27 protein-coding genes are annotated in these 25412 nt (G+C 65.9%); 11 read left to right on the forward strand and 16 right to left on the reverse strand.

Going from position 1 to position 25412, the window contains the following annotated elements:
- The first annotated feature begins 72 nt into the window (after positions 1-72).
- Entirely contained in the window at positions 73-1134 is a 1062-nt protein-coding gene (locus tag ACYX4P_RS12580; RefSeq protein ID WP_248116838.1) for a GGDEF domain-containing protein, read from the forward strand.
- Positions 1135-1176: 42 nt separating this feature from the next.
- Positions 1177-1929, forward strand: a complete 753-nt coding sequence (locus ACYX4P_RS12585) for a lysophospholipid acyltransferase family protein (protein WP_248116839.1) — start codon at positions 1177-1179, stop codon at positions 1927-1929.
- Here the strand turns inward: ACYX4P_RS12585 and ACYX4P_RS12590 are convergent.
- The 9 genes from ACYX4P_RS12590 to ACYX4P_RS12630 are packed head-to-tail and all read right to left on the reverse strand — an operon-like array spanning position 1922 to position 9144.
- Positions 1922-2281 (reverse strand): TfoX/Sxy family protein, encoded by a 360-nt coding sequence (locus ACYX4P_RS12590; RefSeq protein ID WP_248116840.1) that lies wholly within the window; start codon positions 2279-2281, stop codon positions 1922-1924. The genes ACYX4P_RS12585 and ACYX4P_RS12590 overlap by 8 nt on opposite strands.
- Before the next feature lies 1 nt (position 2282).
- Positions 2283-2672 (reverse strand): HesB/IscA family protein, encoded by a 390-nt coding sequence (locus tag ACYX4P_RS12595; protein WP_248116841.1) that lies wholly within the window; start codon positions 2670-2672, stop codon positions 2283-2285.
- The gene (locus ACYX4P_RS12600) at positions 2672-3061 is read right to left on the reverse strand and encodes an SUF system Fe-S cluster assembly protein (protein WP_248116843.1); all 390 of its coding nucleotides are present in this window, start codon (positions 3059-3061) and stop codon (positions 2672-2674) included. The genes ACYX4P_RS12595 and ACYX4P_RS12600 overlap by 1 nt, the downstream gene beginning before the upstream one ends.
- Before the next feature lie 6 nt (positions 3062-3067).
- Positions 3068-4306, reverse strand: a complete 1239-nt coding sequence (locus ACYX4P_RS12605) for an aminotransferase class V-fold PLP-dependent enzyme (protein ID WP_248116845.1) — start codon at positions 4304-4306, stop codon at positions 3068-3070.
- The gene (gene sufD, locus ACYX4P_RS12610; RefSeq protein ID WP_248116847.1) at positions 4285-5307 is read right to left on the reverse strand and encodes a Fe-S cluster assembly protein SufD; all 1023 of its coding nucleotides are present in this window, start codon (positions 5305-5307) and stop codon (positions 4285-4287) included. The genes ACYX4P_RS12605 and sufD overlap by 22 nt, the downstream gene beginning before the upstream one ends.
- A complete protein-coding gene (gene sufC, locus ACYX4P_RS12615) occupies positions 5304-6053 on the reverse strand; it encodes a Fe-S cluster assembly ATPase SufC (RefSeq protein ID WP_248116849.1) in 750 nt (249 codons plus the stop codon). Before sufC ends, sufD begins: the two co-directional genes overlap by 4 nt.
- A 9-nt stretch (positions 6054-6062) precedes the next feature.
- The gene (gene sufB / locus ACYX4P_RS12620) at positions 6063-7529 is read right to left on the reverse strand and encodes a Fe-S cluster assembly protein SufB (protein WP_248116851.1); all 1467 of its coding nucleotides are present in this window, start codon (positions 7527-7529) and stop codon (positions 6063-6065) included.
- Complete coding sequence (locus ACYX4P_RS12625) at positions 7529-8668, reverse strand: cysteine desulfurase family protein (protein ID WP_248116854.1); 1140 nt, start codon at positions 8666-8668, stop codon at positions 7529-7531. Before ACYX4P_RS12625 ends, sufB begins: the two co-directional genes overlap by 1 nt.
- Entirely contained in the window at positions 8665-9144 is a 480-nt protein-coding gene (locus ACYX4P_RS12630; protein ID WP_248116856.1) for an Rrf2 family transcriptional regulator, read from the reverse strand. The genes ACYX4P_RS12625 and ACYX4P_RS12630 overlap by 4 nt, the downstream gene beginning before the upstream one ends.
- Before the next feature lie 158 nt (positions 9145-9302).
- On the opposite strand from ACYX4P_RS12630, the gene ACYX4P_RS12635 reads away from it, so the two are divergent.
- From ACYX4P_RS12635 to ACYX4P_RS12645, 3 genes are read left to right on the forward strand one after another with little or no spacing between them, the layout of a single operon-like run.
- Entirely contained in the window at positions 9303-9953 is a 651-nt protein-coding gene (locus ACYX4P_RS12635) for an alpha/beta hydrolase (RefSeq protein WP_248116858.1), read from the forward strand.
- 34 nt (positions 9954-9987) lie between these two features.
- The gene (locus tag ACYX4P_RS12640) at positions 9988-11262 is read left to right on the forward strand and encodes an NAD(P)/FAD-dependent oxidoreductase (protein ID WP_248116860.1); all 1275 of its coding nucleotides are present in this window, start codon (positions 9988-9990) and stop codon (positions 11260-11262) included.
- Between the two features lie 57 nt (positions 11263-11319).
- Positions 11320-12132: a transporter gene (locus tag ACYX4P_RS12645; RefSeq protein WP_248116862.1), complete on the forward strand. Its 813-nt coding sequence runs from the start codon at positions 11320-11322 to the stop codon at positions 12130-12132.
- Positions 12133-12251: 119 nt separating this feature from the next.
- On the opposite strand, the gene ahpF is transcribed toward ACYX4P_RS12645, so the two are convergent.
- The 4 genes from ahpF to ACYX4P_RS12665 form a co-directional block, all read right to left on the reverse strand.
- Positions 12252-13838 (reverse strand): alkyl hydroperoxide reductase subunit F, encoded by a 1587-nt coding sequence (gene ahpF / locus ACYX4P_RS12650; protein WP_248116864.1) that lies wholly within the window; start codon positions 13836-13838, stop codon positions 12252-12254.
- A gap of 179 nt (positions 13839-14017) precedes the next feature.
- Positions 14018-14581 (reverse strand): alkyl hydroperoxide reductase subunit C, encoded by a 564-nt coding sequence (gene ahpC / locus ACYX4P_RS12655; protein WP_248116866.1) that lies wholly within the window; start codon positions 14579-14581, stop codon positions 14018-14020.
- A 162-nt stretch (positions 14582-14743) separates the two neighbouring features.
- Positions 14744-15946, reverse strand: coding sequence for an exo-beta-N-acetylmuramidase NamZ family protein (locus ACYX4P_RS12660; protein ID WP_248116868.1), 1203 nt, complete (start codon positions 15944-15946; stop codon positions 14744-14746).
- A complete protein-coding gene (locus ACYX4P_RS12665) occupies positions 15943-16449 on the reverse strand; it encodes a DOMON-like domain-containing protein (RefSeq protein ID WP_248116870.1) in 507 nt (168 codons plus the stop codon). The genes ACYX4P_RS12660 and ACYX4P_RS12665 overlap by 4 nt, the downstream gene beginning before the upstream one ends.
- A 351-nt stretch (positions 16450-16800) precedes the next feature.
- On the opposite strand from ACYX4P_RS12665, the gene tyrS reads away from it, so the two are divergent.
- The 4 genes from tyrS (at position 16801) to ACYX4P_RS12685 (ending at position 19590) form a co-directional block, all read left to right on the forward strand.
- Positions 16801-18054, forward strand: a complete 1254-nt coding sequence (gene tyrS / locus ACYX4P_RS12670; RefSeq protein WP_248116872.1) for a tyrosine--tRNA ligase — start codon at positions 16801-16803, stop codon at positions 18052-18054.
- 75 nt (positions 18055-18129) lie between these two features.
- Positions 18130-18477: a GIY-YIG nuclease family protein gene (locus ACYX4P_RS12675; RefSeq protein WP_348983608.1), complete on the forward strand. Its 348-nt coding sequence runs from the start codon at positions 18130-18132 to the stop codon at positions 18475-18477.
- Positions 18470-18931, forward strand: a complete 462-nt coding sequence (locus tag ACYX4P_RS12680; RefSeq protein ID WP_248116874.1) for a peroxiredoxin — start codon at positions 18470-18472, stop codon at positions 18929-18931. Before ACYX4P_RS12675 ends, ACYX4P_RS12680 begins: the two co-directional genes overlap by 8 nt.
- A gap of 113 nt (positions 18932-19044) precedes the next feature.
- Positions 19045-19590 (forward strand): bactofilin family protein, encoded by a 546-nt coding sequence (locus ACYX4P_RS12685; RefSeq protein WP_248116875.1) that lies wholly within the window; start codon positions 19045-19047, stop codon positions 19588-19590.
- A gap of 84 nt (positions 19591-19674) precedes the next feature.
- Here ACYX4P_RS12685 and prfB read toward each other — a convergent pair.
- Both prfB and ACYX4P_RS12695 read right to left on the reverse strand, forming a co-directional pair.
- Positions 19675-20797, reverse strand: a protein-coding gene (gene prfB / locus ACYX4P_RS12690; protein ID WP_248116877.1) for a peptide chain release factor 2 whose coding sequence is annotated in 2 segments (ribosomal slippage) — positions 19675-20727 and positions 20729-20797 — 1122 coding nt in all. Because the reading frame shifts where the segments join, the coding sequence is not laid out codon by codon here.
- A gap of 119 nt (positions 20798-20916) precedes the next feature.
- A complete protein-coding gene (locus ACYX4P_RS12695) occupies positions 20917-23331 on the reverse strand; it encodes a penicillin-binding protein 1A (RefSeq protein ID WP_476069720.1) in 2415 nt (804 codons plus the stop codon).
- A gap of 136 nt (positions 23332-23467) precedes the next feature.
- On the opposite strand from ACYX4P_RS12695, the gene ACYX4P_RS12700 reads away from it, so the two are divergent.
- Positions 23468-23896: an organic hydroperoxide resistance protein gene (locus ACYX4P_RS12700; RefSeq protein WP_248116879.1), complete on the forward strand. Its 429-nt coding sequence runs from the start codon at positions 23468-23470 to the stop codon at positions 23894-23896.
- A 59-nt stretch (positions 23897-23955) separates the two neighbouring features.
- Complete coding sequence (gene cobS, locus ACYX4P_RS12705) at positions 23956-24960, forward strand: cobaltochelatase subunit CobS (RefSeq protein WP_248116881.1); 1005 nt, start codon at positions 23956-23958, stop codon at positions 24958-24960.
- A 3-nt stretch (positions 24961-24963) separates the two neighbouring features.
- On the opposite strand, the gene ACYX4P_RS12710 is transcribed toward cobS, so the two are convergent.
- A complete protein-coding gene (locus ACYX4P_RS12710) occupies positions 24964-25323 on the reverse strand; it encodes a phage holin family protein (RefSeq protein WP_248116882.1) in 360 nt (119 codons plus the stop codon).
- Between the last annotated feature and the right edge of the window lie 89 nt (positions 25324-25412).

Raw genomic sequence — 25412 nt, forward strand, 5'->3', positions numbered from 1 at the left:
ACCCTGCATTACGGAACAGCCCTTAGTCTCCACCTCCAAGACGTTCCCAGAACGGGGCCGGGGGAAAGACGAATGTCCAAACAGGTCGAGACGGCGCTACGGGGCCCGCAAGCTTACGCCCTGGCGCGCAACGTCATCGCCGAGATGGAAAAGGCGGGCGTTTGGCCCACGCCGCTGAACTTCGAACTCTGGCTCCATTACGTCAGCGATCCCGACGGCGCCCTGGCGCGTGAGATTCGCCTGCTTCTCGAACAATCGGTCGCCATCTCCGACAAGACCGCCGAAATGCTGGCCGCCGAATTCCTGCCGCGCGGCCGTCTGCCGGACCAGATTCGCGATGTCGGCGCCGTTCTGGACCGCGAGCTGGCCAGCGTCGCCAACGCCATCGCCATGGCTCACAAGACCCAGGCCGATTACGGCGAGACCCTGGCCGACGCCTCCCACACCATGGAAAACGCCGAGGATCCGACGGCTCTGAAGTCCCTGGTCGGCGGCCTGACCACGGCGACCAAGCGGGTGCGCCGCGAGACGGCCATCCTGGAGAAGCGGCTGGAGAAGTCGAACAAGGAGGTCATTCGCCTGCGCGAGAACCTGGAGCAGGTCCGTCGCGACGCCATGACCGACGCCCTGACCAACCTGGCCAACCGCAAGGCGTTCGACGAACGGCTGGAAGCCGCCTGCGCGCCTGACGACGCTTCGCCGCTAGGTCTGGCCATCCTCGACATCGACCATTTCAAGCGTTTCAACGACACCTGGGGTCATCAGACGGGCGATCAGGTTCTGCGCTACGTCTCCACCGTCCTGTCCATTATCTGCGGCAATCACCGATTCGCCGCGCGGTTCGGGGGCGAAGAGTTTGCGATCATCTTCCCGGGCGAGAGCGCCGGCGTGGTGATGGCCGCCCTTGAAAGCATTCGCAGCGACGTGGCCTCTCGCGCTCTGCGCCGGCGCTCGACCAACGACGACCTGGGCTCTGTCACGATATCGGCTGGTTTCGCCCAGCGCCGCAAGGGCGAAACGGCCGCCAGCCTGCTGGAACGCGCCGACGCCGCGCTTTACGATTCCAAGCGCAAGGGGCGCAACTGCATCACCGCCGCCCCTGCGGCGGACCCGGCGCAGCGACAAGTCGCCTGATAACGGGCCTGACAAGGCCAAGCTTTCTGCCATAGTCGCCCGATGCGCAGCTTCGCCTTCAACATCGCCTACTGGATTCTTTCGATCGGCTATGGCCTGACCGCCGCCTTCGCGGCGCTGGCGCCTGGTCGCGGGCCGGCCAGCTGGGTCATCCGCCGCTATGTAAAGCGCATGGTCCAGGCCATGGCCCTGTTCGCCGGCATCCGCCTGCGGGTGCTGGGCAGGGAGCGACTGCCCGAAGGGGCCTTCATCATCGCCTCCAAGCACCAGAGTTGGGGCGACGGCTTCGCCACCTATGATCAGTTCGACGACCTGGCTTTCGTCACCGGCGACCACCTAGAGAAGTTTCCTTTGCTAGGCGGGGTGCTCAAGAAACTGGGGGCCATCGTCGTCAACTCCTGCGGCGGCCACGAAGCCCGAAAGGCCCTGGCCATGCGCGCCGCCGAAGCCCGCGCCGAAAACCGGAAGATTCTGATCTATCCCGAGGGTCACCTGGCCCCCGTTGGCCAGAAGTTCAAATATCGGTCGGGCGTCTGGCACATGTATCGCGACTTCGACATGCCGGTCGTTCCGCTGGCCACCAACCTCGGCCTGTTCTGGCCTGAGGAGAAGTATGAGAAGCACCCAGGCACGGCCACGCTCGACTTCCTGGAACCGATCCCGACCGGCTTGAAGAAAGAAGAGTTCATGGCTCATCTGGAAGCGGTGATAGAGGCCCGCTCCGCCGAGCTGGTCGCCGAGGCCAGGGGTCAGCCCGTTTCGCCTGCCGTGCTGATCGACACCCCGGCTAGGTAGCGGGTCTCGGCTTCTTCCCCGAGACCTTCTTCAGCGCAACCTCCAACGACCGCCGCGCCCAGGCGACCGCTTCCTCGGGATCGTCCAACGCCGTTTCCGGCAGAGTCCAATAGCTCATGCTCAGGGTCCGACCGTGCTTGGTCGGAAAGGTGAAGGGCCGCGACCCGGCCGCCACGAACGCCTCGCCCAGAGCGTCATCGCCCTTCAGCCAGACCACGCCGTGGTCCAACAGAGCGAAGATCACGCCAGAGGCATAGACCCCCGCGCCGCCGAACATCCGCTTGATCTCCAGCCGCGCCAGGCCGGCGAAATGCTCGCGCACCCATTCGCCGAAGTCCGCATCATAGGCCACGTCAGGCGCTGGCGGCCGGCACGATGGTCACGCTCTCGCCGCAGCCGCAGGCGTCCGTCTGGTTCGGATTATTGAACACGAATTTGGACGAAAGCCGCGTCGTCTCGTAGTCGATCTCGGTGCCGATCAGGAACAGCACGGCCTTGGGCTCGATCAGGATGGTCACGCCCTTGTCCTCGACCACCTCATCCAGCGGCTCGACCGCATCGGCATAGGCGAAGGTGTATTCTTGCCCCGCGCAGCCACCGTTCTTGACGCCGATGCGCAGACCGATGTGGTCATTCTCCGCGTTGTCCAGGATTTCACGCACGCGCTCGGCGGCGGCGTCGGTCAGGGTGACGGCCTTGGGGCGCGGACGACGCGGGCGGGATGTGGCTTGAAGCTCGGTCATCAGAACATATTCAAGGCGAGTTTCGCCTCGTCGCTCATCTTGGAGGAATCCCACGGCGGGTCGAACACCAGATTGGCCTTGGCGCTACGCACGCCCTCGACCTTCTCCACCGCCGTCTCGACCCAGCCCGGCATCTCGCCCGCGACCGGGCAACCGGGCGCCGTCAGGGTCATGTCCACCACCACGTCGCGATCGTCGTTCACGTCCACGCGATAGATCAGGCCCAGCTCATAGATGTCGACCGGGATTTCCGGGTCATAGACGGTCTTCAGCGCCTCGATCAGGTCTTCGGTCAGCTTGTCCAGCTCACCCTGCGACAAGGCGCTCTTCTGGGGTTCGTCCCAGGCGGTCTGGAAGGCGTCGCTGTCTTGAAGGGTCTCGTCGGTCATCGGGCTTTACACAAAGAAGTTCCGCGCCTTGATCAGCGCGTCCACGAAGGCGTCCGTATCCTCCAGGGTGTTATATAGGGCGAAGGAGGCGCGCGTGCTCGACGTCACGCCCAATCTTTTCGCCAGCGGCTCGGCGCAGTGGGTTCCGGCCCGCACGGCGACGCCGTAGCGGTCCATGATCTGGGCCACGTCATGGGCGTGCGCGCCTTCTACGGCGAAGGTTAGAAGTGCGCCCTTGCCCTCGGCCTGGCCCAGAATCCGCAGCCAGTTCTGACCCTGAAGCCGATCCAGCGCATGCTGATACAGGGCATGTTCATGCGCCTGCACCGCCGCGCGGTCATATTGCGCCAGCCAGTCCAGCGCCACGCCCAGACCGATGGCCTCCAGGATCGGCGGCGTGCCGGCCTCGAACCGATGCGGCGGCTTGGCGTATCTGATCTGATCCTGAGCCACCGTCTCGATCATCTCCCCGCCCCCCTGATAGGGCGGTAGAGTCTCCAGCGCCTCGGCCTTGCCATACAGGGCGCCGATGCCGGTGGGCGCAAACAGCTTGTGGCCCGTGATCACATAGAAGTCGCAGCCGATGGCCTGGACATCCGGCGTCGCATGGACCGCGCCCTGACAGCCGTCGATCAGCACCTGCGCACCAGCCGCATGGGCCAGTCGCGTAATCTCGGCGACCGGATTGATGGTGCCCAGCACGTTCGACATATGGGTCACCGCGACCATGCGCGTCCTTGGGCCCAACAGGTCGACGTAGGCCGCCATGTCCAGCGCGCCGTCGTCCTTGATCGGCGCCCATTTCAGCACCGCGCCGTAGCGCTCACGCAGAAAATGCCACGGCACGATGTTGGAGTGGTGCTCCATCTCGGTGACGATGATCTCGTCGCCCGGCTGGATCGACAGGCCCAGCCCGTTGGCCACCAGATTGATCGCCTCAGTCCCGCCCTTGGTCCAGACGATCTGGTCCGAGGTTTCCGCATTCAGGAACCGCGCCACGATCTCGCGCGCCTTCTCGAACGCCTCGGTCGCTTCGTTCGACAGGGTGTGCAGGCCGCGGTGGACGTTGGCGTAGCCGCCCTCCATCGTCGCGACCAGAGCGTCGATCACCGCGCGCGGCTTCTGCGCCGAGGCGGCGTTGTCCAGATAGATCAGCGGCTTGCCGTTCACCTGTCGCGACAGGATCGGAAACTGCGCCCGCACGGCGTAGGGATCGAACGTGGTCACAAGCGCGCCGTCAGCCATTCCCGCGCCACCTCTCTTGCGCCCTCGTGATCAATGCGGTCGATGACCTCGATCAGGAAGGCCTGGGTCAGCAGGGCGCGGGCCTCGTCGGCCGGAATGCCGCGCTGCTGCATGTAGAACAGGGCGCTTTCGTCCAGCGTCCCCACCGTATTGCCGTGCGCGCACTGCACATCGTCGGCATAGATGATCAGTTCCGGCTTGGCGTCGATCTCGGCCCGTTCGGAGGCGATCAGGGCGTGGTGGCCCATCCGCGCATCAGTCCCGTCCGCCCCGCGCTCAACTACGATCTTGCCCTGGAAGACGCCGCGCGCGGTATCGCGCGCCACGCCCTTGATCAACTGGCTCGTCGTGCCGTCGGCGGCCAGATGGCTGACGACCGAGGTCACGTCCGCATGGCGCGAACCGTTCAGCAGATACAGACCGTCGACCTGTGCGTGAGCGCCTTGCGCGAAATGCTTCACGCGCGTTTCCAGCCGCTGCAACTTGGCGCCGGTCGTTAGGACCGTCTGGCGAAACACGCCGCCCGCCTCGACGCGCACATCGGCCTCGGTGATGGAGATGGCGTCCTCGGGCTCCTCGACCAGAACCACGCGCGTCACATCCGCCCCCGCCGCCACATCCAGCTCCAGCCGGTTATGGGCCACATAGGCCGAGCCTGAGCCCTCGTGCGTTTCCAGGAGCAGCAGCCGCGCCCCTGCCCGCGCCGACACCCGCGCGCTGGCAGTATGGCCCGTGCCGACGGCGTCAGACACATAGCGAAGGCGCAGCGTCTGCTCGCCCGAGGCGATGAAGTCGGTCACGCCGATCGCGCGACCGTTGGCGAAGATGATCGCCTCGCCGCCCAGGTCGTCGAACACGCCGGGCGCAGACGCTTCCGCCTGCGGCGACGGCTGCGGCGCTTCGCGAAGATACCGCTTCAGGTCGCTGTACTTCCACGCCTCGACCCGCCTTGTCGGGAAGGTGGAGGCGTCCGTCAGGTCAATCCGGGAAGCGGGCGTCATGCGGCTTCGGGCAGATACTTGTCGTACCCTTCCGCCTCCAACTGCAGCGCCAGTTCCGGCCCGCCCGAGGCCACGATGCGACCGCCGGCCAGCACATGCACCCGGTCGGGTTTGATGTAGTCCAGCAGGCGCTGATAATGGGTGATGACCAGCATGGCGCGGTCGGGCGAGCGCAGCGCGTTCACCCCTTCCGACACGATGCGCAGGGCGTCGATGTCCAGGCCCGAATCCGTCTCGTCCAATATCAGCAGCGACGGCTCCAGCAGGGCCATCTGCAGGATCTCCATCCGCTTCTTCTCGCCGCCGGAGAAGCCGACGTTCAGCGGCCGCTTCAGCATCTCAAAATCCATCTTCAACGCCTTGGACGCCTCGCGCACCAGCTTCAGGAAGGCCGGCGCGGCCACCTCCTCCTCGCCCCGCGCGCGCCGCTGGGCGTTCAGGGCCGTGCGTACAAACGTCAGCGCCGGCACGCCGGGAATCTCGATCGGATACTGGAAGGACAGGAAGACGCCCTTTGCCGCGCGTTCGGCGGGTTCCAGCGCCAGCAGGTCGTCGCCCGCCCATTCGACCGCGCCTTCGGTCGCCTCATAGCCCGGCCGACCCGACAGGGCGTAACCCAGCGTCGACTTGCCCGCCCCGTTCGGCCCCATGATGGCGTGCACCTCGCCCGCTGGAACATCGAGCGTCAGGCCCTTGAGGATCGGCTTTTCGCCGACGGAGACGTGGAGGTTGTTGATCTTCAGCATTGTTCTTCTTTACCCGACCGAGCCTTCAAGGCTGATCGCCACTAGTTTTTGCGCCTCGACGGCGAACTCCATCGGCAGCTTCTGCATGACATCGCGGACGAAGCCGTTGACCAGCAGGGCCACCGCCTCCTCCTGCGACAGGCCGCGTTGCTGGGCGTAGAACAGCTGGTCGTCGGACAACCGAGTCGTCGTCGCCTCGTGCTCCAGCTGAGCCGAGCCGTTGCGGGCCTCGATATAGGGGATGGTGTGCGAGCCGCACTCCTTGCCGATCAGCAAGCTGTCGCACTGGGTGAAGTTGCGTACCCCCGTCGCCTTCGGATGCACCGAGACCAGACCGCGATAGGTCGAGTCCGACCGACCCGCCGACACCGCCTTGGCGATGATCCGCGACTTCGAGTTCTTGCCCAGGTGGATCATCTTGGTGCCGGTGTCCGCCTGCTGATGCCCGTTGGTGATGGCGATGGAATAGAATTCGCCCGAGCTTTCCTCGCCCTTCAGGATGCACGAAGGATACTTCCAGGTTACGGCCGAACCCGTCTCGACCTGGGTCCACGACACCTTGGACCGGTCGCCCCGGCAATCCGCCCGTTTGGTGACGAAGTTGTAGATGCCGCCCTTGCCCTCGGCGTCGCCGGGGTACCAATTCTGGACGGTCGAGTATTTCACCTCGGCGTCGTCCAGCGCCACGATCTCGACCACCGCCGCATGCAGTTGGTTCTCGTCGCGCATCGGCGCGGTGCAGCCCTCTAGGTAGGAGACGTAAGCCCCCTTGTCGGCGATAATCAGCGTCCGCTCGAACTGCCCGGTCTGGCTGGCGTTGATGCGGAAATAGGTCGACAGCTCCATCGGGCATTTCACGCCGGGCGGGATGTAGACGAACGAGCCGTCCGAAAAGACCGCGCTATTCAGGGCCGCGAAATAGTTGTCCGAGACCGGCACCACCGACCCCAGATATTGACGCACCAGATCAGGATATTCGCGCAAGGCCTCGGAAATCGGCATGAAAATCACGCCGACCTTGGCCAGTTCCTCCTTGAAGGTGGTAACCACGGACACGCTGTCGAACACGGCGTCCACGGCGACCTTGGGCGCGCCCTGCACCCCCGCCAGCACCTCCTGCTCCTTCAGCGGAATGCCCAGCTTCTTGTAGACTTCCAGTATCTCGGGATCGACCTCGTCCAGAGACTTCGGGCCTTCCTTCTGCTTGGGCGCCGCATAGTAGAACAGGTCCTGATAATCGACCAGCTCATACTTCACGGCCGCCCAGGTCGGTTCCTCCATCGCCAGCCAGCGCTCATAGGCGGCCAGACGCCATTCCAGCATCCATTCCGGCTCGCCCTTCTTCTCGGAGATGAAACGGACGATGTCGGCGTTCAGGCCACGCGGCGCGAACTCCTGCTCGATGTCGGAGGTAAAGCCGTGCGCGTACTTCTCCAGCGCGGCGACGGCGTCGATGGTTTCCTTGACGGCGGCCATCAGGCGACCTCTCTCACGCGCTCGGCGGCGCGTGTCTTATGCTTGTTGTAGGCGGCGACCCAGGCGTCGGCGAACCTTGCCCAGTCATTTTCACTCGTCCCCCAGCCGCCGGAGACGCGCACGCCCCCGGTCGCCAGGGTGTTCAGGCCCATGGCGCTGATGGTCTTGGACGGCTTGACCTTGCCAGAAGAACAGGCCGAACCCGCCGACACCATGACGCCGGTCATATCAAGAATGATAAGTTGTTGCGGGCTGTCCCAGCCTTCGACCGCCATGAACAGGGTGTTGGGCAGACGCGGAACCGCGCCGCCAATGATGACGGCGCCCGCCGCCACGACCTTGGCCTCGGCTGCATCACGCCAGGCCACGTGCGATTCCATCGCCTCCAGATCACGCGCGGCGCAGTCGGCGGCGACGCCGAACCCCGCTATGCCTGGCACATTCTCGGTTCCGGCGCGCAGGCCCCGCTCCTGTCCGGCGCCATGCAGAATGCGGACGCCCGACACGCCTTCCTTCAGGATCAGCGCGCCCACGCCCTGCGGCCCGCCGAGCTTGTGCGCCGAGAGCGTCAGGCTGTCGGCGTCCAGCACCCGAATATCGACGCCGATCTTGCCCGCCGACTGGATGGCGTCGACGTGCAGCCAGCCGCCGGCCGCCCGCACCAGCGCAGCCGCATGACTAATCGGCTGGATCACGCCGCTTTCATTGTTTGCATGATGGATGGCGACCACGGCCCGGCCCGGACGGCTCAGCGCCTCAGCCAACCACTCCAGATCGACAACGCCATTGGCATCGACCGGCAGCACTTCGACCGGCGCACCCGCGTTCGCCGCCGTCTCGGCCACGCACGGATGCTCCGTCGCCGATACGATCAGACGCTCGCAGCCCGCCGCCAGCGCACTGGCGACGCCCTGGGCGTTGGCTTCGGTGCCGCCGCTGTTGAACACCACCGCCGTCGGGTCCGCCCCGACCAGTTCGCCAACCTGCGCCCGCGCCGTCTCGACCCGCGCCCGCGCGCGGCGGCCCGCCGCATGGACCGCAGAGGGGTTGCCGTTGTCGGCCAGGGCCTTCGCCATAATCTCCAGCACTTCCGGTCGCACCAGGGCTGAGGCGTTGTAATCCAAATAGACGCCGCTCATGCCGCGACCCCCACGGCCGAGGGCTCCACATTGCGCCGGCGCTGGCCCGTGCGGTTCATCACCACATCCTCCAGCGACACGCCGGCCAGATAGCGATGGATCTCGTCGCCCAGGTCTTCCCACAGATTATGCGTAATGCAGCGTTCGCCAGCCAGCATGCAGCCCTTGGGCGAGCCATGCGCCACGCAGCGCGTCGCCCGGATCGGCTCATCGACTGCCAGAACGATTTCCGCCACCACCGTCTCGTGCGCCGCCTTGGCCAGACGGTATCCGCCGCCCGGTCCCCGCACGCTCTTGACCAGTTCGCTTTTGCGCAGCCGGGCGAAAAGCTGCTCCAGATAGCTCAGCGAAATCTCCTGGCGCGCGGCGATTTCGGCCAGCGACACGGCCCGGATTTCGCCGCCCTCGCCGCGTCCGTTCTTGGCCAGATCGGCCATCGCCATCACGGCGTATCGTCCCTTGGTCGACAGACGCATTTCGCACCTTCAAAAATTGCGCGCTTTTCGGGGCTCCTGTGCTAGAACCCGCGCCTTCGCAAAGGCGGCGCGCTTGCGGAGGGACTTATAAAGTCCCACCTCCGCGGTCAAGTATTACGCACTCGCGAAATGACAGTTGAACGGATTCCAGAGCCCCTATGCCTGAAGTCATCCTGCCCGGCGCCTCCGGTCGCATCGAAGGCCGCTATTCTCCCGGCAAGCGCCCGAACGCTCCGATCGCCCTGATTCTGCACCCGCACCCCAAGGCGGGCGGGCATATGAACAACCCGGTCGCGGTCACCCTGCACCAGCTGTTCCAGCAGCGCGGCTTCGCCACCCTGCGCTACAATTCGCGCGGCGTGGGCAAGTCGCAGGGCGAGTTCGATAGCGGCATCGGCGAGCTGGCGGACGCCGCCACTGCGCTGGACTGGCTGCAGTCAAACAACCCCGGCGCCAGCCAGACCTGGGTCGCCGGCTATCAGTTCGGCGCCTATATCGGCATGCAACTGCTGATGCGCCGCCCCGAGACGGATGGCTTCATCTCGGTGTCGCCGCCGTCGAACATGTACGATTTCAGCTTCCTGGCCCCCTGCCCGGCGTCCGGCCTGTTCCTGCACGGCACCGCGGACACGATCGTGCCCCCGGTCGAGGTCGAGCGCGTGGTCAACAAGCTGCGCACCCAGAAGGGCATCGTCATCGACTACGAACTGGAAGAGGGCGCCAGCCACTTCTGGCAGGACCACATGAGCGCGGTCGAAACCCGCGTCGGCGCCTATCTGGACAAGCGCCTGGAAGAAAAGCCCGCCTGACCCTAGATACGCGGTCGCCTTCAGGAGACCCCGTATGCGGCACGACATTGTCATCATCGGCGGCGGCGCGGGCGGGTTGGAGCTTGCCTCCCGTCTGGGTCGCCGGTTTGGCCCGCGTGAGGGGCGCCGCCGCGTCCTGCTGATCGACCGATCCATTTTCCACCTGTGGAAGCCCAGCCTGCACGAGGTCGCGGCCGGATCGCTGGATTCGCACCAGGAGGGTCTGTCCTATCCGGTCTTGGCGCGCCGCAACCATTTCAGCTTCGCTTTCGGCGACCTGACGGGGCTGGACGCCGACGACAAGACCCTGACCCTGGCCGAAATCCGCGACGACGACGGCGAGGTGCTGGTCGCGCCCCGCACCCTCGGCTTCGAGACCCTGGTTCTGGCCATCGGCAGCGGCTCGAACCTGTTCGGGACGACGGGCGCCGCCGAACACGCCCATCTGCTGGAGAATGTCTCCGACGCCGAAGCCTTCAATCGACGCCTGACCTCAGCCTTTCTGGCGACGGCCTATTCGGACGAGCGGACGCTGAACATCGCCATCGTCGGGGCCGGCGCGACGGGGGTGGAGCTGTCCACCGAACTGATCGAGGGTCATGACGAACTGTCCGCCGGCCTGACGTCGGACCAGAAGTTCGATCTGGCCGTCACCCTCGTCGAGGCTGCGCCCCGCATCCTGGGCGGCCTGCCCGAGCGCGTCTCGACAAAGGCAGCCCATGCGCTTCAAGCCAAGGGCGTGCGCCTATTGACCGACGCCAAGGTCAACGCCGTCCATGCCGACCGGCTCGATACCTCGAAGGGCGATGTACCCGCCGACCTCATCGTCTGGGCCGCCGGCGTCAAGGCGGCCGACACCAACCCGGACCTGGGACTGGCGACGGGGCGGCTGAACCAGTTCGTCGTGGACGACCATCTGCGCACCTCGGCGCCGGGCGTATACGCCATGGGCGACTGCGCCGAGGCGCCCGGTCCAGACAGCCGCCCCGTGCCCGCCCGGGCCCAGGCGGCGGCCCAACAGGCCGCCTATCTTGCCAAGGCCCTTTCCCATCCCGGCCGCGATCCCGGCCCCTACGTCTATCGCGACAAGGGTTCGCTGGTGTCGCTGGGCGGGGACAAGGGCGTGGGCGCCTTAATGGGCGGCCTGGGCGGTCAGAACTTCCTGATCGAGGGCCTGGTCGCCAAATGGGCCTATATGGCGCTGCATCTGGATCATCACCGCGCCATTCTGGGGGTGCGCCGCACGATCCTGCTGGCCCTGTCGCGCCTGCTTCATCGCCGCGTTTCCGGGCGGCTGAAACTGCACTGATACGGGCGGTTAAGGCTTGATCGTCATGATCGCGCCGAAACTGTCGCGAGCCGTCCCATGCGTCTGATCCCGCCCACCCTCCTCGTCGGCGCCCTTCTGCTGTCGTCGCCTGTGGCGGCGCAGGATCGGGTGCAGCGCGAATTCTGCGCCGACCGTCCGGGTCAGGGGACGCCCGCCTGTGTCCTGGACCAGGGGCGCTGGCAGGTCGAACTGGGCCTGTTCGACGCCAGCCGCCAGAGCGACGACGGCGCCAGGATCCGCGCATGGGACGCGGGCGACCTGCTGGTCCGTTACGGCCTGACCGGCCTGACCGAACTGCAGATGGGCCTGACCAGTTGGAATCATGAGACCGTCACCGACCGCGCCAGCGGCGCGCGCGAGGTGTCGAAAGGGGTCGGCGACCTGACGCTCGCGCTGCGTCATTCGCTGGCCAATCCCGACGGTTCGGGCGTGTCCGCGGCGGTTCAGGGATTCGTCACCGCACCGACCGGCGCCCGCGACATCCGCGCCGACGGGTTCGAAGGCGGAGTGATCTTGCCCGTTTCGCTGCCGCTCGACGCCGATTGGAGCCTCAGCCTGTCGCCTCAGGTCGGCTGGGTGTCCAATGCGGACGGCGAGGGTCGCCATGCGGCGTACACGATGGTCGCCGGCCTGGGTCGCGACATCGGTCAGTGGAACCTGGGCGCCGAACTCTGGATCAGCCGCGACGACGATCCCGCGCAGCCGACCACCCAGTCCACCTTCGATCTGACCGCCGCCTGGTCGCCCCCCGCCCTGCCCGACGCCCAGTTGGACTTCGGCGTCAACCTGGGCCTGAACGACGATAGCCCCGATGTGGCTTTCGGCGTTGGTGTCGCCCGGCGGTTCTGAGACGATTGCGACAGTTGCGTTCCACGTGACAGATTGTCTTGTCCAAGCCGCAACCATCGCTGGCGGCGTCGTCAATGATCGGCGGGCCGTGCAAAGCCCCTTCGCACGGCCCCGATCGCTTACGCCGCCTCGACGTCCTCTTCGGCCGGGACGGTGCGGATCATATAGTCGAAGGCGGACAGGCCCGCCTTGGAGCCTTCCCCCATGGCGATGACGATCTGCTTGTACGGCACGGTCGTCACATCGCCGGCGGCGAAGACGCCCGGCTGGCTTGTCTCGCCGCGATGGTCGACCTCGATCTCACCGCGCGTCGTCAGGGCGACCGCGCCATGCAGCCATTCGGTGTTCGGAACCAGACCGATCTGCACGAAGACGCCCTCCAGATCGACGTCGTGATGGGCGTCGGCGTTGCGGTCCTTGTAGGACAGGCCCGTCACCTTCTCGCCGTCGCCATGCACTTCGGTCGTCAATGCAGATGTCACGATCCGCACGTTGGGGAGGGTCGCCAGCTTCCGCTGAAGCACCGCATCGGCCCGCAGTTCGCTGTCGTATTCGATCAGGGTCACATGGGCGACGATGCCGGCCAGATCGATGGCCGCCTCGACGCCTGAGTTGCCGCCGCCGATCACCGCCACGCGCTTGCCCTTGAACAGCGGGCCGTCGCAGTGCGGGCAATAGGCCACGCCCTTGTTCTTGTACTGATCCTCGCCCGGCACGTTCATCTGGCGCCAGCGGGCGCCGGTCGACAGGATCACCGTCCGCGACTTCAGCGACGCGCCGTTCTCCAGCACCACCTCATGCAGACCGCCCGGAACCTTGGACGGCGCCAGCTTGGCCGCCTTCTGCAGGTTCATGATGTCCACCTCGTACTCGCGGACGTGCTGCTCCAGATGGGCGGCCAGCTTCGGCCCCTCGGTATGGGGCACCGAGATGAAGTTCTCGATGGCCATGGTGTCCAGCACCTGCCCGCCGAATCGTTCGGCCGCGATGCCCGTGCGGATGCCCTTGCGCGCCGTATAGATGGCCGCCGCCGCGCCGGCGGGACCGCCGCCGATGACCAGCACGTCGAACGGATCCTTCGCCTTGATCTTCTCGGCGGCCTTCGCCTCGGCGCCGGTGTCGATCTTGGCGACGATCTGCTCCAGCTCCATCCGGCCCTGACCGAACAGTTCGCCGTTCAGGAAGACGGTCGGCACGGCCATGACCTTGCGGGCCTCGACCTCGTCCTTGAACAGGCCGCCCTCGATGGCGACGTGCTTGATGCGCGGATTGATGACGCTCATCAGGTTCAGCGCCTGCACCACGTCGGGGCAGTTCTGGCAAGACAGCGAGAAATAGGTCTCGAACAGATAGTCGCCCTCCAGGTCCTTGACCTGTTGGATCACCTCCTGCGCCGCCTTGGACGGATGGCCGCCGACGTGCAGCAGAGCCAGAACCAGCGAGGTGAACTCGTGGCCCAGCGGAATGCCCGCGAACCGCACGCCGATGTCCGTGCCCTTGCGGCGGATCAGGAAGCTGGGCTGCCGTTCGTCGTCATAGTCCCGGCCCATCTCGACCTTGCCGTGCGAGACCGAGACGATGTCCTCCAGCAGGACCTTCAACTCCTGCGACTTGGGTCCCGCGCCCAGCGAGGCGACCAGTTCCACCGGATGGACGATGTTCTTGAGGTAGCCCTCGAGCTGAGATTTCAGATTGGCGTCGAGCATGGGGGTCCTCGTGAATTCTGGGATTGGACGTCGCCCTCAAGCCGCCTCGGCGAGGGCTGGACGCAAAAAGGCCGCAGGGTTGAAACGCTACGCACCCCACGGCCTCTGCGGGCGCCGGATCTTGTCCGGCGCCGATGATCGGCGGCGTTTGAACCGCGCCGCCGATCAAACCTGGGGTCTTAGATCTTGCCGACGAGGTCGAGCGACGGGGCCAGGGTGGCTTCGCCTTCTTCCCACTTCGCCGGGCAGACTTCGCCGGGGTGCGAACGCACATACTGGGCGGCCTTGACCTTGCGCAGCAGTTCCGCGGCGTTGCGGCCGATGCCTTCCGAGGTCGTCTCGGTGAACTGGATCACGCCGTCAGGATCGACCAGGAAGGTGGCGCGGTCGGCCAGGCCCACGCCCGGACGCATGGCGTCGAAGTTGTTGGTCACCACGCCCGAGGGGTCGCCCAGCATGGTGTAGGTGATCTTGCCAATGGCCGGCGACGAATCATGCCACGCCTTGTGCGAGAAGTGGGTGTCGGTCGACACCGAATAGATTTCGACGCCCAGCTTCTGGAACTCGGCATAGTGGTCCGCCAGGTCTTCCAGTTCGGTCGGGCAGACGAAGGTGAAGTCGGCCGGATAGAAGAAGAAGATCGCCCACTTGCCCGCAACATCGGCGTCCGTGACCGTCAGGAACTTGCCGTCCTTATAGGCTTCGGCCGTGAACGGCTTGAGGGTCGTGTTGATGAGGGCCATGCGGAAAATCCAATGCAAGTGGTTGGGAGGCCCCTTCCTACCGCACCGCACCAAATAAGCCCAATCACTTATTTGCAGGTGCGTGATAGATTTTAGTTATACAAAATGATGCGCCCTAACCCGTCATTCTCGGCCTTGCCTCCAGGATGACGAAGACCAGCGTCAATACAGAAGGAACGGCCGCCTGGTCTCCTCCCACGCCCCCTCGTCCGGTTTGGTGGCCGCATCCAGGTCGGCCGGCGTCGCGCCCGCGTCGTCCGCCCATTTCCGCAAACCGGGCCCGCCGTTGATCACGTCGATGGGAAGCTTGCCGAACGCATACTCATACGGAAAATCACGCCACAGATCGTAGTCTGGGTACAGCCGCCGGATCGCCTTGAACCCCAGCGCCTGAACCCGCCACGGCCTGAACGCCGCATGGTCGTAGGCCGGATCGTCGACGTGGATCTGGACGCCGCTGCACAGTTTGCCGACATGCTTATGGAAGGTCGGCTCGAACCACATGGGTCGCAGCACGCAGCCCGCCAGCCAATCCGGCGCCAGCGCCTTCATCTCGGCGATCACCGCCCGCGCGTCGATGTCGGGCGCCCCGAACAACTCCAGCGGCCGCGTCGTACCCCGCCCTTCCGACAGGGTCGCCCCCTCCAGCATCACCGTCCCGGCATAGGCCCGCGCCATCGACAGGTTCGGGGCATTGGGGCTGGGGTTGACCCACGACCGTTCGCCCAGCGGCCAGCCGAAGCCCGGCCCCTGCTCGGGCGCCCAGCCCTGCATCTCGATCACCCGATATTCGACGTCCAGCTTGAAGTGATCGATGAACCACCGTCCCAGTTCGCCCAGGGTCATGCCGTGGCGCATCGGCATCGGCCCGGCGCCGACGAAACTCTCGTATCCCGGCTTCAACGTCAGCCCCTCGACCGGCCGTCCCGCCGGATTGGGCCGATCCAGCACCCAGACCGCCTTGCCGCATTTCGCAGACGCCTCCAGCACATAGAGCAGCGTCGTCACATAGGTGTAGATGCGGCAGCCCAGGTCCTGCAGGTCGATCAGGATGACGTCGAACGTCTCCATCCATTCGTCCTTGGGCCTACGCACCTCTCCATACAGGCTGAAGACAGGAATGCCGTGGACCGGATCGCGATAATCCGGGCTCTCCATCATATTGTCCTGCAGGTCGCCCTTCATCCCGTGCTGGGGTCCGAAGGCGGCGCTCAGCGCGATCTCGGGACAGGCGGCCAGCACATCCACCGCATGGGTCAGGTCCTTCGTCACCGACGCCGGATGCGCCAGCAACGCCACGCGCCGCCCCTTCAACGGCGCCCGCAGCGCAGCGTCGGACAAAAGGCGGTCGAGACCGAAATTCATGTCAGCTCCAGCGCGAACGAGTCGGGATGATGAAAGTCGGGCTTATCCGAAGGATGCGCCAGCGCCCAATAGCCCATCGCCCCGTCCAACCCTTGGATCACCGCCGTCAGCCCCACGGGCTTGGCCGCATCCTCGGGCAACGTCACGTCGGCCGTCAGCACGAACCGCCCCGGCGCCGTCCGCGTGACGATGAAAGGCGCCGACATCTCCAGCGCTTTCATCCCCTCGCGATAGCCGTCGAATCGATAGGCCGCCCACGCCCCCGATGGCGACAGATTGTACTCCACATAGCCATCCGCCGTCCGCACGAACGCCTCGAAACAGGTCGCCCGCCACAGATCGTCGGTCCGCACCCGTTCCGCGCCTTGCGGCCATCGCAGCATTTCGACCGGCCCGGCCAGCACATATTCCAGGCTCAACACTCGCCCCGCCCGCCGCGCCGCGACCTCCAGCGTCAGCCCCGCAGGGCTGGATGTCGGGTGCGGGATCAGGGGCAGGCGCATACCTCTTCGTATCGCAAGCCCGGCGCCGGTCAACGGCGTCTCCATCCCATTGGTCGGCGTCAATCCCTTTGCCCACAAGGCTTTGCGCCCGGCATCATGGCTTTTGGCGCCCGCTTTTCAGGTCCGGTCTATAATGCCGGCTCCCGCCATTTGGAGCGCGCCGCCCAATTACACCTTCTTGCACATTGCACTGTTTTCTACGGTGCAGTGCAATTTCGCCCGACCCGTATTTCAGACTATTCAGACTATTCAGACGGTGTTTTCTCGCCCGACCGTCCGAGCCCCTCGTCTCTCCTAACCCGCCAGCAAAGGGCAGACGCCTGTCGGCATCTTTGCTAACGGAGCTTCGCCATGACCGAACACACTTTCAAATCCGACTTCCTCCGCACCATGCAGGCGCGCGGCTATATCCATCAGATCACCCACCCGTCCGAGCTGGACGAGGCGGCGACCACAGGCGTGGTGATGGGCTATATCGGCTTCGACGCCACGGCGGCGTCGCTGCACGTCGGGCACCTGATCCAGATCATGCTGCTGCGCCGTCTTCAGCAGGCGGGGCACAAACCCATCGTCCTGATGGGCGGCGGCACGACCAAGGTGGGCGACCCCAGCTTCAAGGACACCCAGCGTCCCCTGCTGACCGAGGAGCGGATCGCCGAGAACATCGCCGGCATCAAGGGCGTGTTCGAGAAGTTCCTGACCTTCGGCGACGGCCCGTCCGACGCCACCATGGTCGACAATGACGAGTGGTTGTCCAAGCTGGGCTACCTGGAGTTCCTGCGCGACTACGGCACCCATTTCACCGTGAACCGGATGCTCAGCTTCGATTCCGTCAAGCTGCGCCTGGAGCGCGAGCAGCCGCTGACCTTCCTCGAATTCAACTACATGCTGATGCAGGCCACCGACTTCCTGGAGCTGAACCGCCGCTATGGCTGCACGCTACAGATGGGCGGTTCGGACCAGTGGGGCAATATCATCAACGGCGTCGAACTTACCCGCAAGGTGGACCAAAAGGCGGCCTTCGGCCTGACCACGCCGCTCTTGTCCACGGCCTCGGGCCAGAAGATGGGCAAGACCGTGGGCGGGGCCGTCTGGCTGAACGCCGACGCCCTGTCGCCCTATGACTACTGGCAGTACTGGCGCAACACCGAGGACGGCGACGTAGGCCGCTTCATGCGCCTGTTCACCGACCTGTCGGACGACGAGATCGCGGGATATGAGGCGCTGGAAGGCGCCGCCATCAACGACGCCAAGAAGGCGCTGGCCGACGCCTGCACGACCATGCTGCACGGCGCCGAAGCCGCCGCGACCGCACGCGCCGCCGCCGAAACCGCCTTCGAAAAGGGGCAGGTCTCGGCCGACCTGCCGACCGTCGAACTCTCTGCGTCCGAGGTTTACGGCGCCATGATCGCCGCCGTCGTGACCAAGACCGGCCTGACGGCCTCCAACGGCGAGGCCCGACGCCTGGCCCAGGGCGGCGGCCTTCGTCTGAACGACGCCGCCGTGTCCGACGGCGGCCAGCTGCTTACCGAGGCCGACCTCAAGGACGGCGTCATCAAGCTTGCCGCCGGCAAGAAGAAGATCGTGTTGGTGAAGCCGGTCTGATCCGCTCCCTAATCCCGCTCATCCCCGCGAAAGCGGGGACCCAGAGGGTGTCAAAGCATAGCCTTCTTCACCTACATCGTCGCCAGTCGGCGAAACGGTACCCTTTACACGGGTTCGACCGACGATCTGATCCAGCGCGTGGACCAGCACAAGAACAAGACCTTCGCCGGCTTCACGGCCAAGTACGACGTTAATGTGCTGGTCTGGTTCGAGGTTCACGAGACTCGCGAAGGCGCTTTTCGTCGCGAACGGCAGATCAAGAAGTGGAACCGCAGTTGGAAACTCGAACTGATCGCGAAACAGAATCCAGACTGGCGTGATCTCTTCGACCATGTTCGCCTTGGCGATTTGAAGGACGCTGAAGACTGGGTCCCCGCTTTCGCGGGGATGAGCGGAAATAAAGAAGGCGCTTCCGATGATTGAACAAGGCCTCCTCGCCCCCGCCCTGGACCGGCCCGCCGACAACGGCGGCCACGTCTCCCTCGCCGCCCTCAAGGGCAAGCCCGCCGTCGTCTATTTCTACCCCAAGGACGACACGACCGGCTGCACGCGAGAGGCGCAGGACTTCACCGCCCTAGCCGCCGAGTTCGCCGCCCTGGGCGCGACCGTCATCGGCGTGTCCAAGGACACGGTGAAGAAGCACGACCGCTTCAAGGCCAAATACGACCTGGCAGTCGTCCTGGCCTCCGACGAGGACGGCGCCGCCTGCGAGGCCTGGGGCGTGTGGGTGCAGAAGAAGCTGTACGGTCGCGAGTATATGGGCATCGAGCGCGCGACCTTCCTGGTCGATGCGGATGGCCGGGTGGCCCGCGTCTGGCGCAACGTCAAGGTCGCCGGCCACGCCGCCGAAGTGCTGGAGGCCGTAAAGGCTCTGTGATCGGCGAGCGCCGTTCGGAAGCGGCGCTTGACCTGGGCCGCCCGCCCACGGCCTAGTGGGCCTGAGGGCTATAGGGGCTTGGCCGGCCTTGGCTGGCAGATGCGGAGCGCACCATGTTCACCAAGAGCAAATCCTACGACAACGGATCACAGGGGCTGGGCATCCCCCCGGCGCCAGAGCCCACCCCGGCGCCTGCGCCCGCCCAGACGCCCCTGCCGACGGCGGCGGCGGCCCCGCGCGCGCCAGAGCCTGCACGGACGGCGCCGCGATCCAGCAACCTGTCCACCCTGTCGGCAGGCGTGAAGTACGAAGGCAACATCTCCGGCGCCGGCGAGCTTCAGGTCGACGGCTCGCTGAAGGGCGACGTGCGCGTCTCGCGCGTGGTCATCGGCGAAGGCGGCTCGGTGGAGGGCACGGTCCATGCCGACGTGCTGGACGTGCGCGGCCGCGTCTCGGGCGCCATCGTGGCCAAACAGGTCAAGCTCTACGCCACCGCCCGGGTCGAGGGCGACATCACCCAGGAGCAGTTGGCTATCGACCAAGGCGCCTGGTTCCAGGGCCGCTGCAACCAAGCCAAGCGCGACACCCCCGGCGCCGCCATGCTGGAAGCGCCAAAAACTGAAAAGGCGGACAAGGCCGAGACCAAGTCGCCGGCCTGAACCTGCAATCGACGCGGGCTCAAGCAGGGCCAAAGGCTGGTAGCCTAAAATGAAAGGGGCGGTCCATCGGACCGCCCCTTTTGCCTAATCGACGCTGGATCCTCGCGTCTCGCCGACCCGGGCCGCAAGCGCGGCGCCCATGAAGGCGTCCAGATCGCCGTCCAGCACCCCCTGGGTGTCCGAGGTCTCAACCTCCGTCCGCAGGTCCTTCACCATCTGATACGGCTGCAAGACATAGGATCGGATCTGGTGGCCCCAGCCGATGTCCGTCTTGGCGTCGGCCAGAGCCTGGGCCGCCGCCTCGCGCTTCTGCAACTCCAGCTCGTACAGGCGCGCCCGCAGCATCTTCCAGGCCATTTCGCGGTTCTGGTGCTGCGACCGGCCTGCCTGGCAGGCCACGACGGTGTTGGTCGGGGTGTGCGTCAGGCGCACGGCCGAGTCTGTCTTGTTGATGTGCTGACCGCCCGCGCCGGACGCGCGATAGGTGTCGGTGCGCACGTCCGAGGGGTTGATGTCGATTTCGATGGCGTCGTCCACGACCGGCGACACCCCGATGGACGCGAAGCTGGTGTGGCGCTTGGCCGCCGCGTCGTAGGGGCTGATGCGGACCAGCCGGTGAACGCCCGATTCGGACTTCAGCCAGCCATAGGCGTTCGGCCCCTCGATCAGGATGGTGGCCGACTTGACCCCCGCCTGTTCGCCCTCTTCGTGCGCCTCGATCGTGACCTCATAGCCGTGCGCCTTGGCCCAGCGGGAATACATCCGCAGCAGCATTCCGGCCCAGTCGTTCGACTCGGTGCCGCCGGCGCCGGAGTTCACTTCCAGATAGGCGTCGTTGCCGTCGGCCTCACCGGACAACAGGGCTTCCAGTTCGGCGCGGGCGGCGCGGTCCTTGATGCCGCGCAGCGAAGCACGCGCGTCTTCCAGCGCGCCCTCGTCGCCTTCCTCATCCGCCATCTCGGCCAGCATCACCCCGTCCTCGAGGTCCTGCTCCATCGCCTTGACGGTGTTGATCTTGCCTTCCAGCTGCGAGCGCTCGCGGCTGACGGCCTGGGCCTCGTCGGGCTTGTCCCACAGCGTCGGATCCTCGACCCGCGCGTTCAGCTCATCGAGCTTTCTTAGAGCGACATCCCAGTCAAAGACGCCTCCTGAGCAGAGCAACGCTCTGCTCGATGTCGGCCTTCATGGCCTCGACATCCGGTCTCATCGCAATCTCCGCGACACAACGCCCTCAAGTAGCGAGGCCCGCAGGCCGCGCGATAGGGCAGGATTAATGGAAAACGGCGCGCCACGAGGACGCGCCGTTCGATGGGCCTACCTAGAGCCTCAGTACAATCCGCTCAAGTCCTCTGCCGGCGCCTTCTTCGGCGGCGGCGGGGCCGAGGGAGCGGGCGCAGACGCCGGTGCGCCGCTGGCGGCCTCCTGCTCGCGCCGGATCACGTCATAGTAGTTCTGGGGTCCGACGGGTTGCGCCGGGCCAGTCGGCGCCGATGGCGGGGCCTGACGTTCGGTGCCCGGACGGAAGGCTTCCTCGATGCCGTTCACGGTGCGGAAGATGGCGTTCTTGGGCCGCACGAACGGGCGAGCCGGCCGTTCCTTCAGCGCCGTCTGCATGAAGTCGGTGAACACCGGCACGGCGGCGGACGCCCCGGCTTCGCCGGAACCCAGCGAGCGATTGTCGTCGAAGCCGATGAAGACGCCGACCACGATGTCGGTGGTGAAGCCCACGAACCAGGCCGAGCGATATTCATTGGTCGTGCCCGTCTTGCCCGCGACCCACGGCCCGAGGCCCCGGGCGCTGGCGGCGGTGCCGCGCTGAACCACGCCTTCCAGCATGGAGCTCATCTGATAGGCGGTGATCGGGTCGATCACCTGCGTCCCGCGCTGTTGCAGGCGCGGGGATTCCTGGCCCGAGAAGCCGCGTCCGCACTCGCGGCAGCTACGGTTGTCGGCGCGGAAGATGGTCTCGCCGTCGCGATCCTGCACATAGTCGATCAGATAGGGCGTCACCCGTCGGCCGCCGTTGGCGAAGGCGGAATAGGCGGCCGTGATGTCCAGCGGCGTCACCTCGCCCGCGCCCAGCGACACCGAAAGGTTGGGCGTCATGCCCGGCAGACCCATCCGATCCGCCTGTTCCACGATCTTCTTCATGCCAACCGACTGGGCCAGGCGCACCGTCATCACGTTGCGCGACAGTTCCAGCCCGCGCCGCAGCGTCTGCGGGCCGTAATACTGGCGGCTGTAGTTCTCGGGCGTCCAGCGCTGGCCGTTCGGTCCGCCGGCGAAGCTGATCGGCGCGTCCAGGACGATGGAGGCGGGGGTGAAGTCTCCCTCCAGCGCGGTCGCATAGACGAAGGGCTTGAACGCCGATCCCGGCTGGCGCTTGGCCTGGGTCGCGCGGTTGAAGCTGGACAGGGCATAGGAGTAGCCGCCGACCATCGCCAGCACCCGGCCCGACTGCGGCTCGATCGCCACCAGGGCGCCGTTGACGCGCGGGACCTGTTTCAGAGCGTACTGGCCGCCCTTGGGCTCCACGAAGATCAGTTCGCCGCGTTTCAGTTGGCGATTGGCGTTGGCCCAGGCGGCGTCGGCGGCCAGCAGGGTTCCGGTCTTGTCGGTCTTGGCGGTGCGGATGCGAACGGTGTTGCCGCTGACGCTCTCGATGGCGGCCGCTTCCCAGGAACGGCGCTCGGGCGGGATCTGGCCCCGCAGGGCCTCGGCCTGCCAGCCCGGCTCGAACTCGGTCGTGCCCCAGCCGCCGCGCCAGCCGTGACGCCGGTCATAGTTCTCCAGCCCCTGCATCAGGGCGCGGCGCGCCGCCGTCTGCAGCGTCGGGTCCAGCGTCGTGCGCATATAGAAGCCGCCGGCGCGCAGTTGTTCGCCGAACTGAGGATTGGCGGCCGCCTGACGACGCGCCTCCTCCACGAAGAAGTCGGCGTCCTTGTAGTCTGAACGCTGGGGGGCGTCACGCGTGACCAGCGGCTTGGCGCGCGCCTCGGTCAGTTGCTGCGGGGTCAGCCAGCCGCTCTGCTCCATCTCGCCCAGCACCCAGTCGCGCCGCCCCTTGCCCGCGCCGGGGCGGCGTTTGGGGTGATAGTTGTTCGGCCCCTTGGGCAGCGACGCCAGGAAGGCCGCCTCGTCCGGCGTCAGCTGGGCCAGCGACTTGCCGAAATAGTTGTAGGCCGCAGACGCGATGCCGAACGACCGATATCCCAGGAAGATTTCGTTCAGATAAAGTTCCAGGATCTGCTGCTTGGACAGGGTCGCCTCCAGCCTGTTGGCCAGGATGGCTTCCTTCAGCTTGCGGTTCAGGCTGGATTCGTTGGTCAGCAGGACGTTCTTGGCCACCTGCTGGGTGATGGTCGAACCGCCTTCAAGCCGCCGGCCCGAGGCCAGGTTGAACACGTTCTTCAGCGACGCCCGGCCGATGCCGCCCACGTCGATTCCGCCGTGCTGGAAGAAGTTCCGATCCTCGGCCGCCAGGAAGGCGTGGATCACCGTCTGCGGAATCTGATCGTAGGAGACATAGATTCGGCGCTCGTCCGAAAACTCGCCGATCAGGGTGCCGTCGCCGGCATAGACCCGCGTCGCGGTCGGCGGGCGATAGTCCGCCAGTTCCGAAGCGTCTGGCAGGTCGTGGAACAGCCACGCCGCATAGACGGCGACGACCAACCCCGCCAGGGCGATGGCGCCCAGCAGAACCATGCCCGCCCACACGAACCAGCGTTCGGCAATCTTCACTGCGTACTCCGACGACGCGCCTCGAAAGGCTGCTTTAGCCCGCGTCGCCGGTGGATTGCTAGAGCGGGGATGCAACGCCCCCTTCCCGTCTGCCGTTTGCCCCCTATCTCAAGCCCTCACCCTCTAGGAGCCCACCATGGAAGTTCTGTATCGCGCCCAGTCCACCGCGTCCGGCGGAGGCCGCGAGGACGGCCGTTCCGCCACCGACGACGGCAAGATCGACGTTAAACTGTCCACGCCCAAGGAAATGGGCGGCAAAGGCGGCGACGGGACCAATCCTGAACAGCTGTTCGCCGCAGGTTACGCCGCGTGCTACCTTGGGGCCCTGCGCCTGGTCAGCGGCAAGGCCGGCACACCCGTCAGCCCTGACACCAAGGTCACCGCCGGCGTCGGGTTCGGCAAGAACACCAAGGGTGAAGGCTTCAACCTGGATGTCGATCTGACCGTGACCGATCATGGGCTGGACCAGACCGTCATCGACGACCTGATCGAAAAGGCGCACCAAGTCTGCCCCTACTCCAACGCCACGCGCAACAACGTCGATGTTCGCCTGAGCGCGAAATAACCGACGCCAAGGGCCGCGCGCGTGTTGAGCCGCGCGCGCGGCGCCTCTAGATGAGGTCCATGACCTCCCCGCTCGACGCCTCCCCCGATCCCCTGCTGACGCTCGAACCGCATCGCCGCGTGACCCTGCGCGAAGCCTTCGGCGTGGACAGCGACATGACCGTGCCCGCCTTCGACGAGCGCGACAGCCATGTGCCCGAGATCGACGAGGCCTATCGCTTCGATCCCCAGACCACCATCGCGATCTGCGCCGGCTTCGCCTTCGACCGCCGCGTGATGGTTCAGGGCTATCACGGCACGGGCAAGTCGACCCATATCGAACAGGTCGCCGCCCGCCTGAACTGGCCTTTGGTCCGAGTGAACCTGGACAGCCACGTCAGCCGGATCGACCTGATCGGCAAGGACGCCATCGTCCTGAAGGACGGCAAGCAGATCACCGAGTTCCGCGAGGGCATCCTGCCCTGGTCGCTGCAACGCCCCGTCGCCCTGGTGTTCGACGAATATGACGCCGGTCGTCCTGACGTGATGTTCGTGATCCAGCGCGTGCTGGAGGCGCAGGGTCGCCTGACCCTGCTGGACCAGAACCGCGTCATCCGCCCGAACCGCTATTTCCGCCTGTTCGCCACGACCAACACCATCGGCCTGGGCGACACCACGGGCCTGTATCACGGCGCGCAGCAGATCAATCAGGCCCAGCTGGACCGCTGGAACATCGTCACGACGCTGAACTACCTCGACCATGACGTCGAGGCCGAGATCGTCGCCGCCAAGGTGCCCGAGTGGAAGGACGCCGAAGGCAAGCGCCGCATCGCCGCCATGGTCCGCGTCGCCGACATGACCCGGAACGCCTTCATGAACGGCGACATCTCCACCGTCATGTCGCCCCGCACGGTGATCACCTGGGCCCAGAACGCCATCATCTTCGGCGGCGACCTGGCGCTCAGCTTCCGTCTGACCTTCCTGAACAAGTGCGACGAACTGGAACGCGCCACCATCGCCGAGTTCTACCAGCGCGCCTTCGGCGAAGACCTGCCCGAAGCGGCGACGCGGGTGAAGGTGGGCTGACCTCTATCGGCGCGCCTCTTCGCCGCCGCCGATGAAGGCGCCGGCGATCCAGCTGACGACGCCGGTCACGATGGCCGCGCCGATGCCGGCCCACAGGCCGTCGATCACGAAGCCGCCCAGGAAGACCGACGTCAGGCCGATCATGGCCGCGTTCACGACCAGCAGAAACAGACCCAGGGTCACGACGGTGATCGGGAAGGTCAGCACGACCAGGATCGGCCGCACGAAGGCGTTGACCAGGCCCAAGATGATGGCCGCTGCGACCAGCGAACCGGTGCTGGTGAAGGCCACGCCCGGCACGACCTTGGCCGACAGCCACAGGCCGGCCATGGTGACCAGGGCCTGGATGATGAAACGGATCATGACGTCCCTCGCGGTGTTCAAGCGTGACCATAACACATGACGCAGACGAAGGCTCCCCCTTCGACCTGCCCGCTGCTATCGAAAGCCAT

This window comes from Brevundimonas sp. ABV4_179 (genome assembly GCF_056311945.1).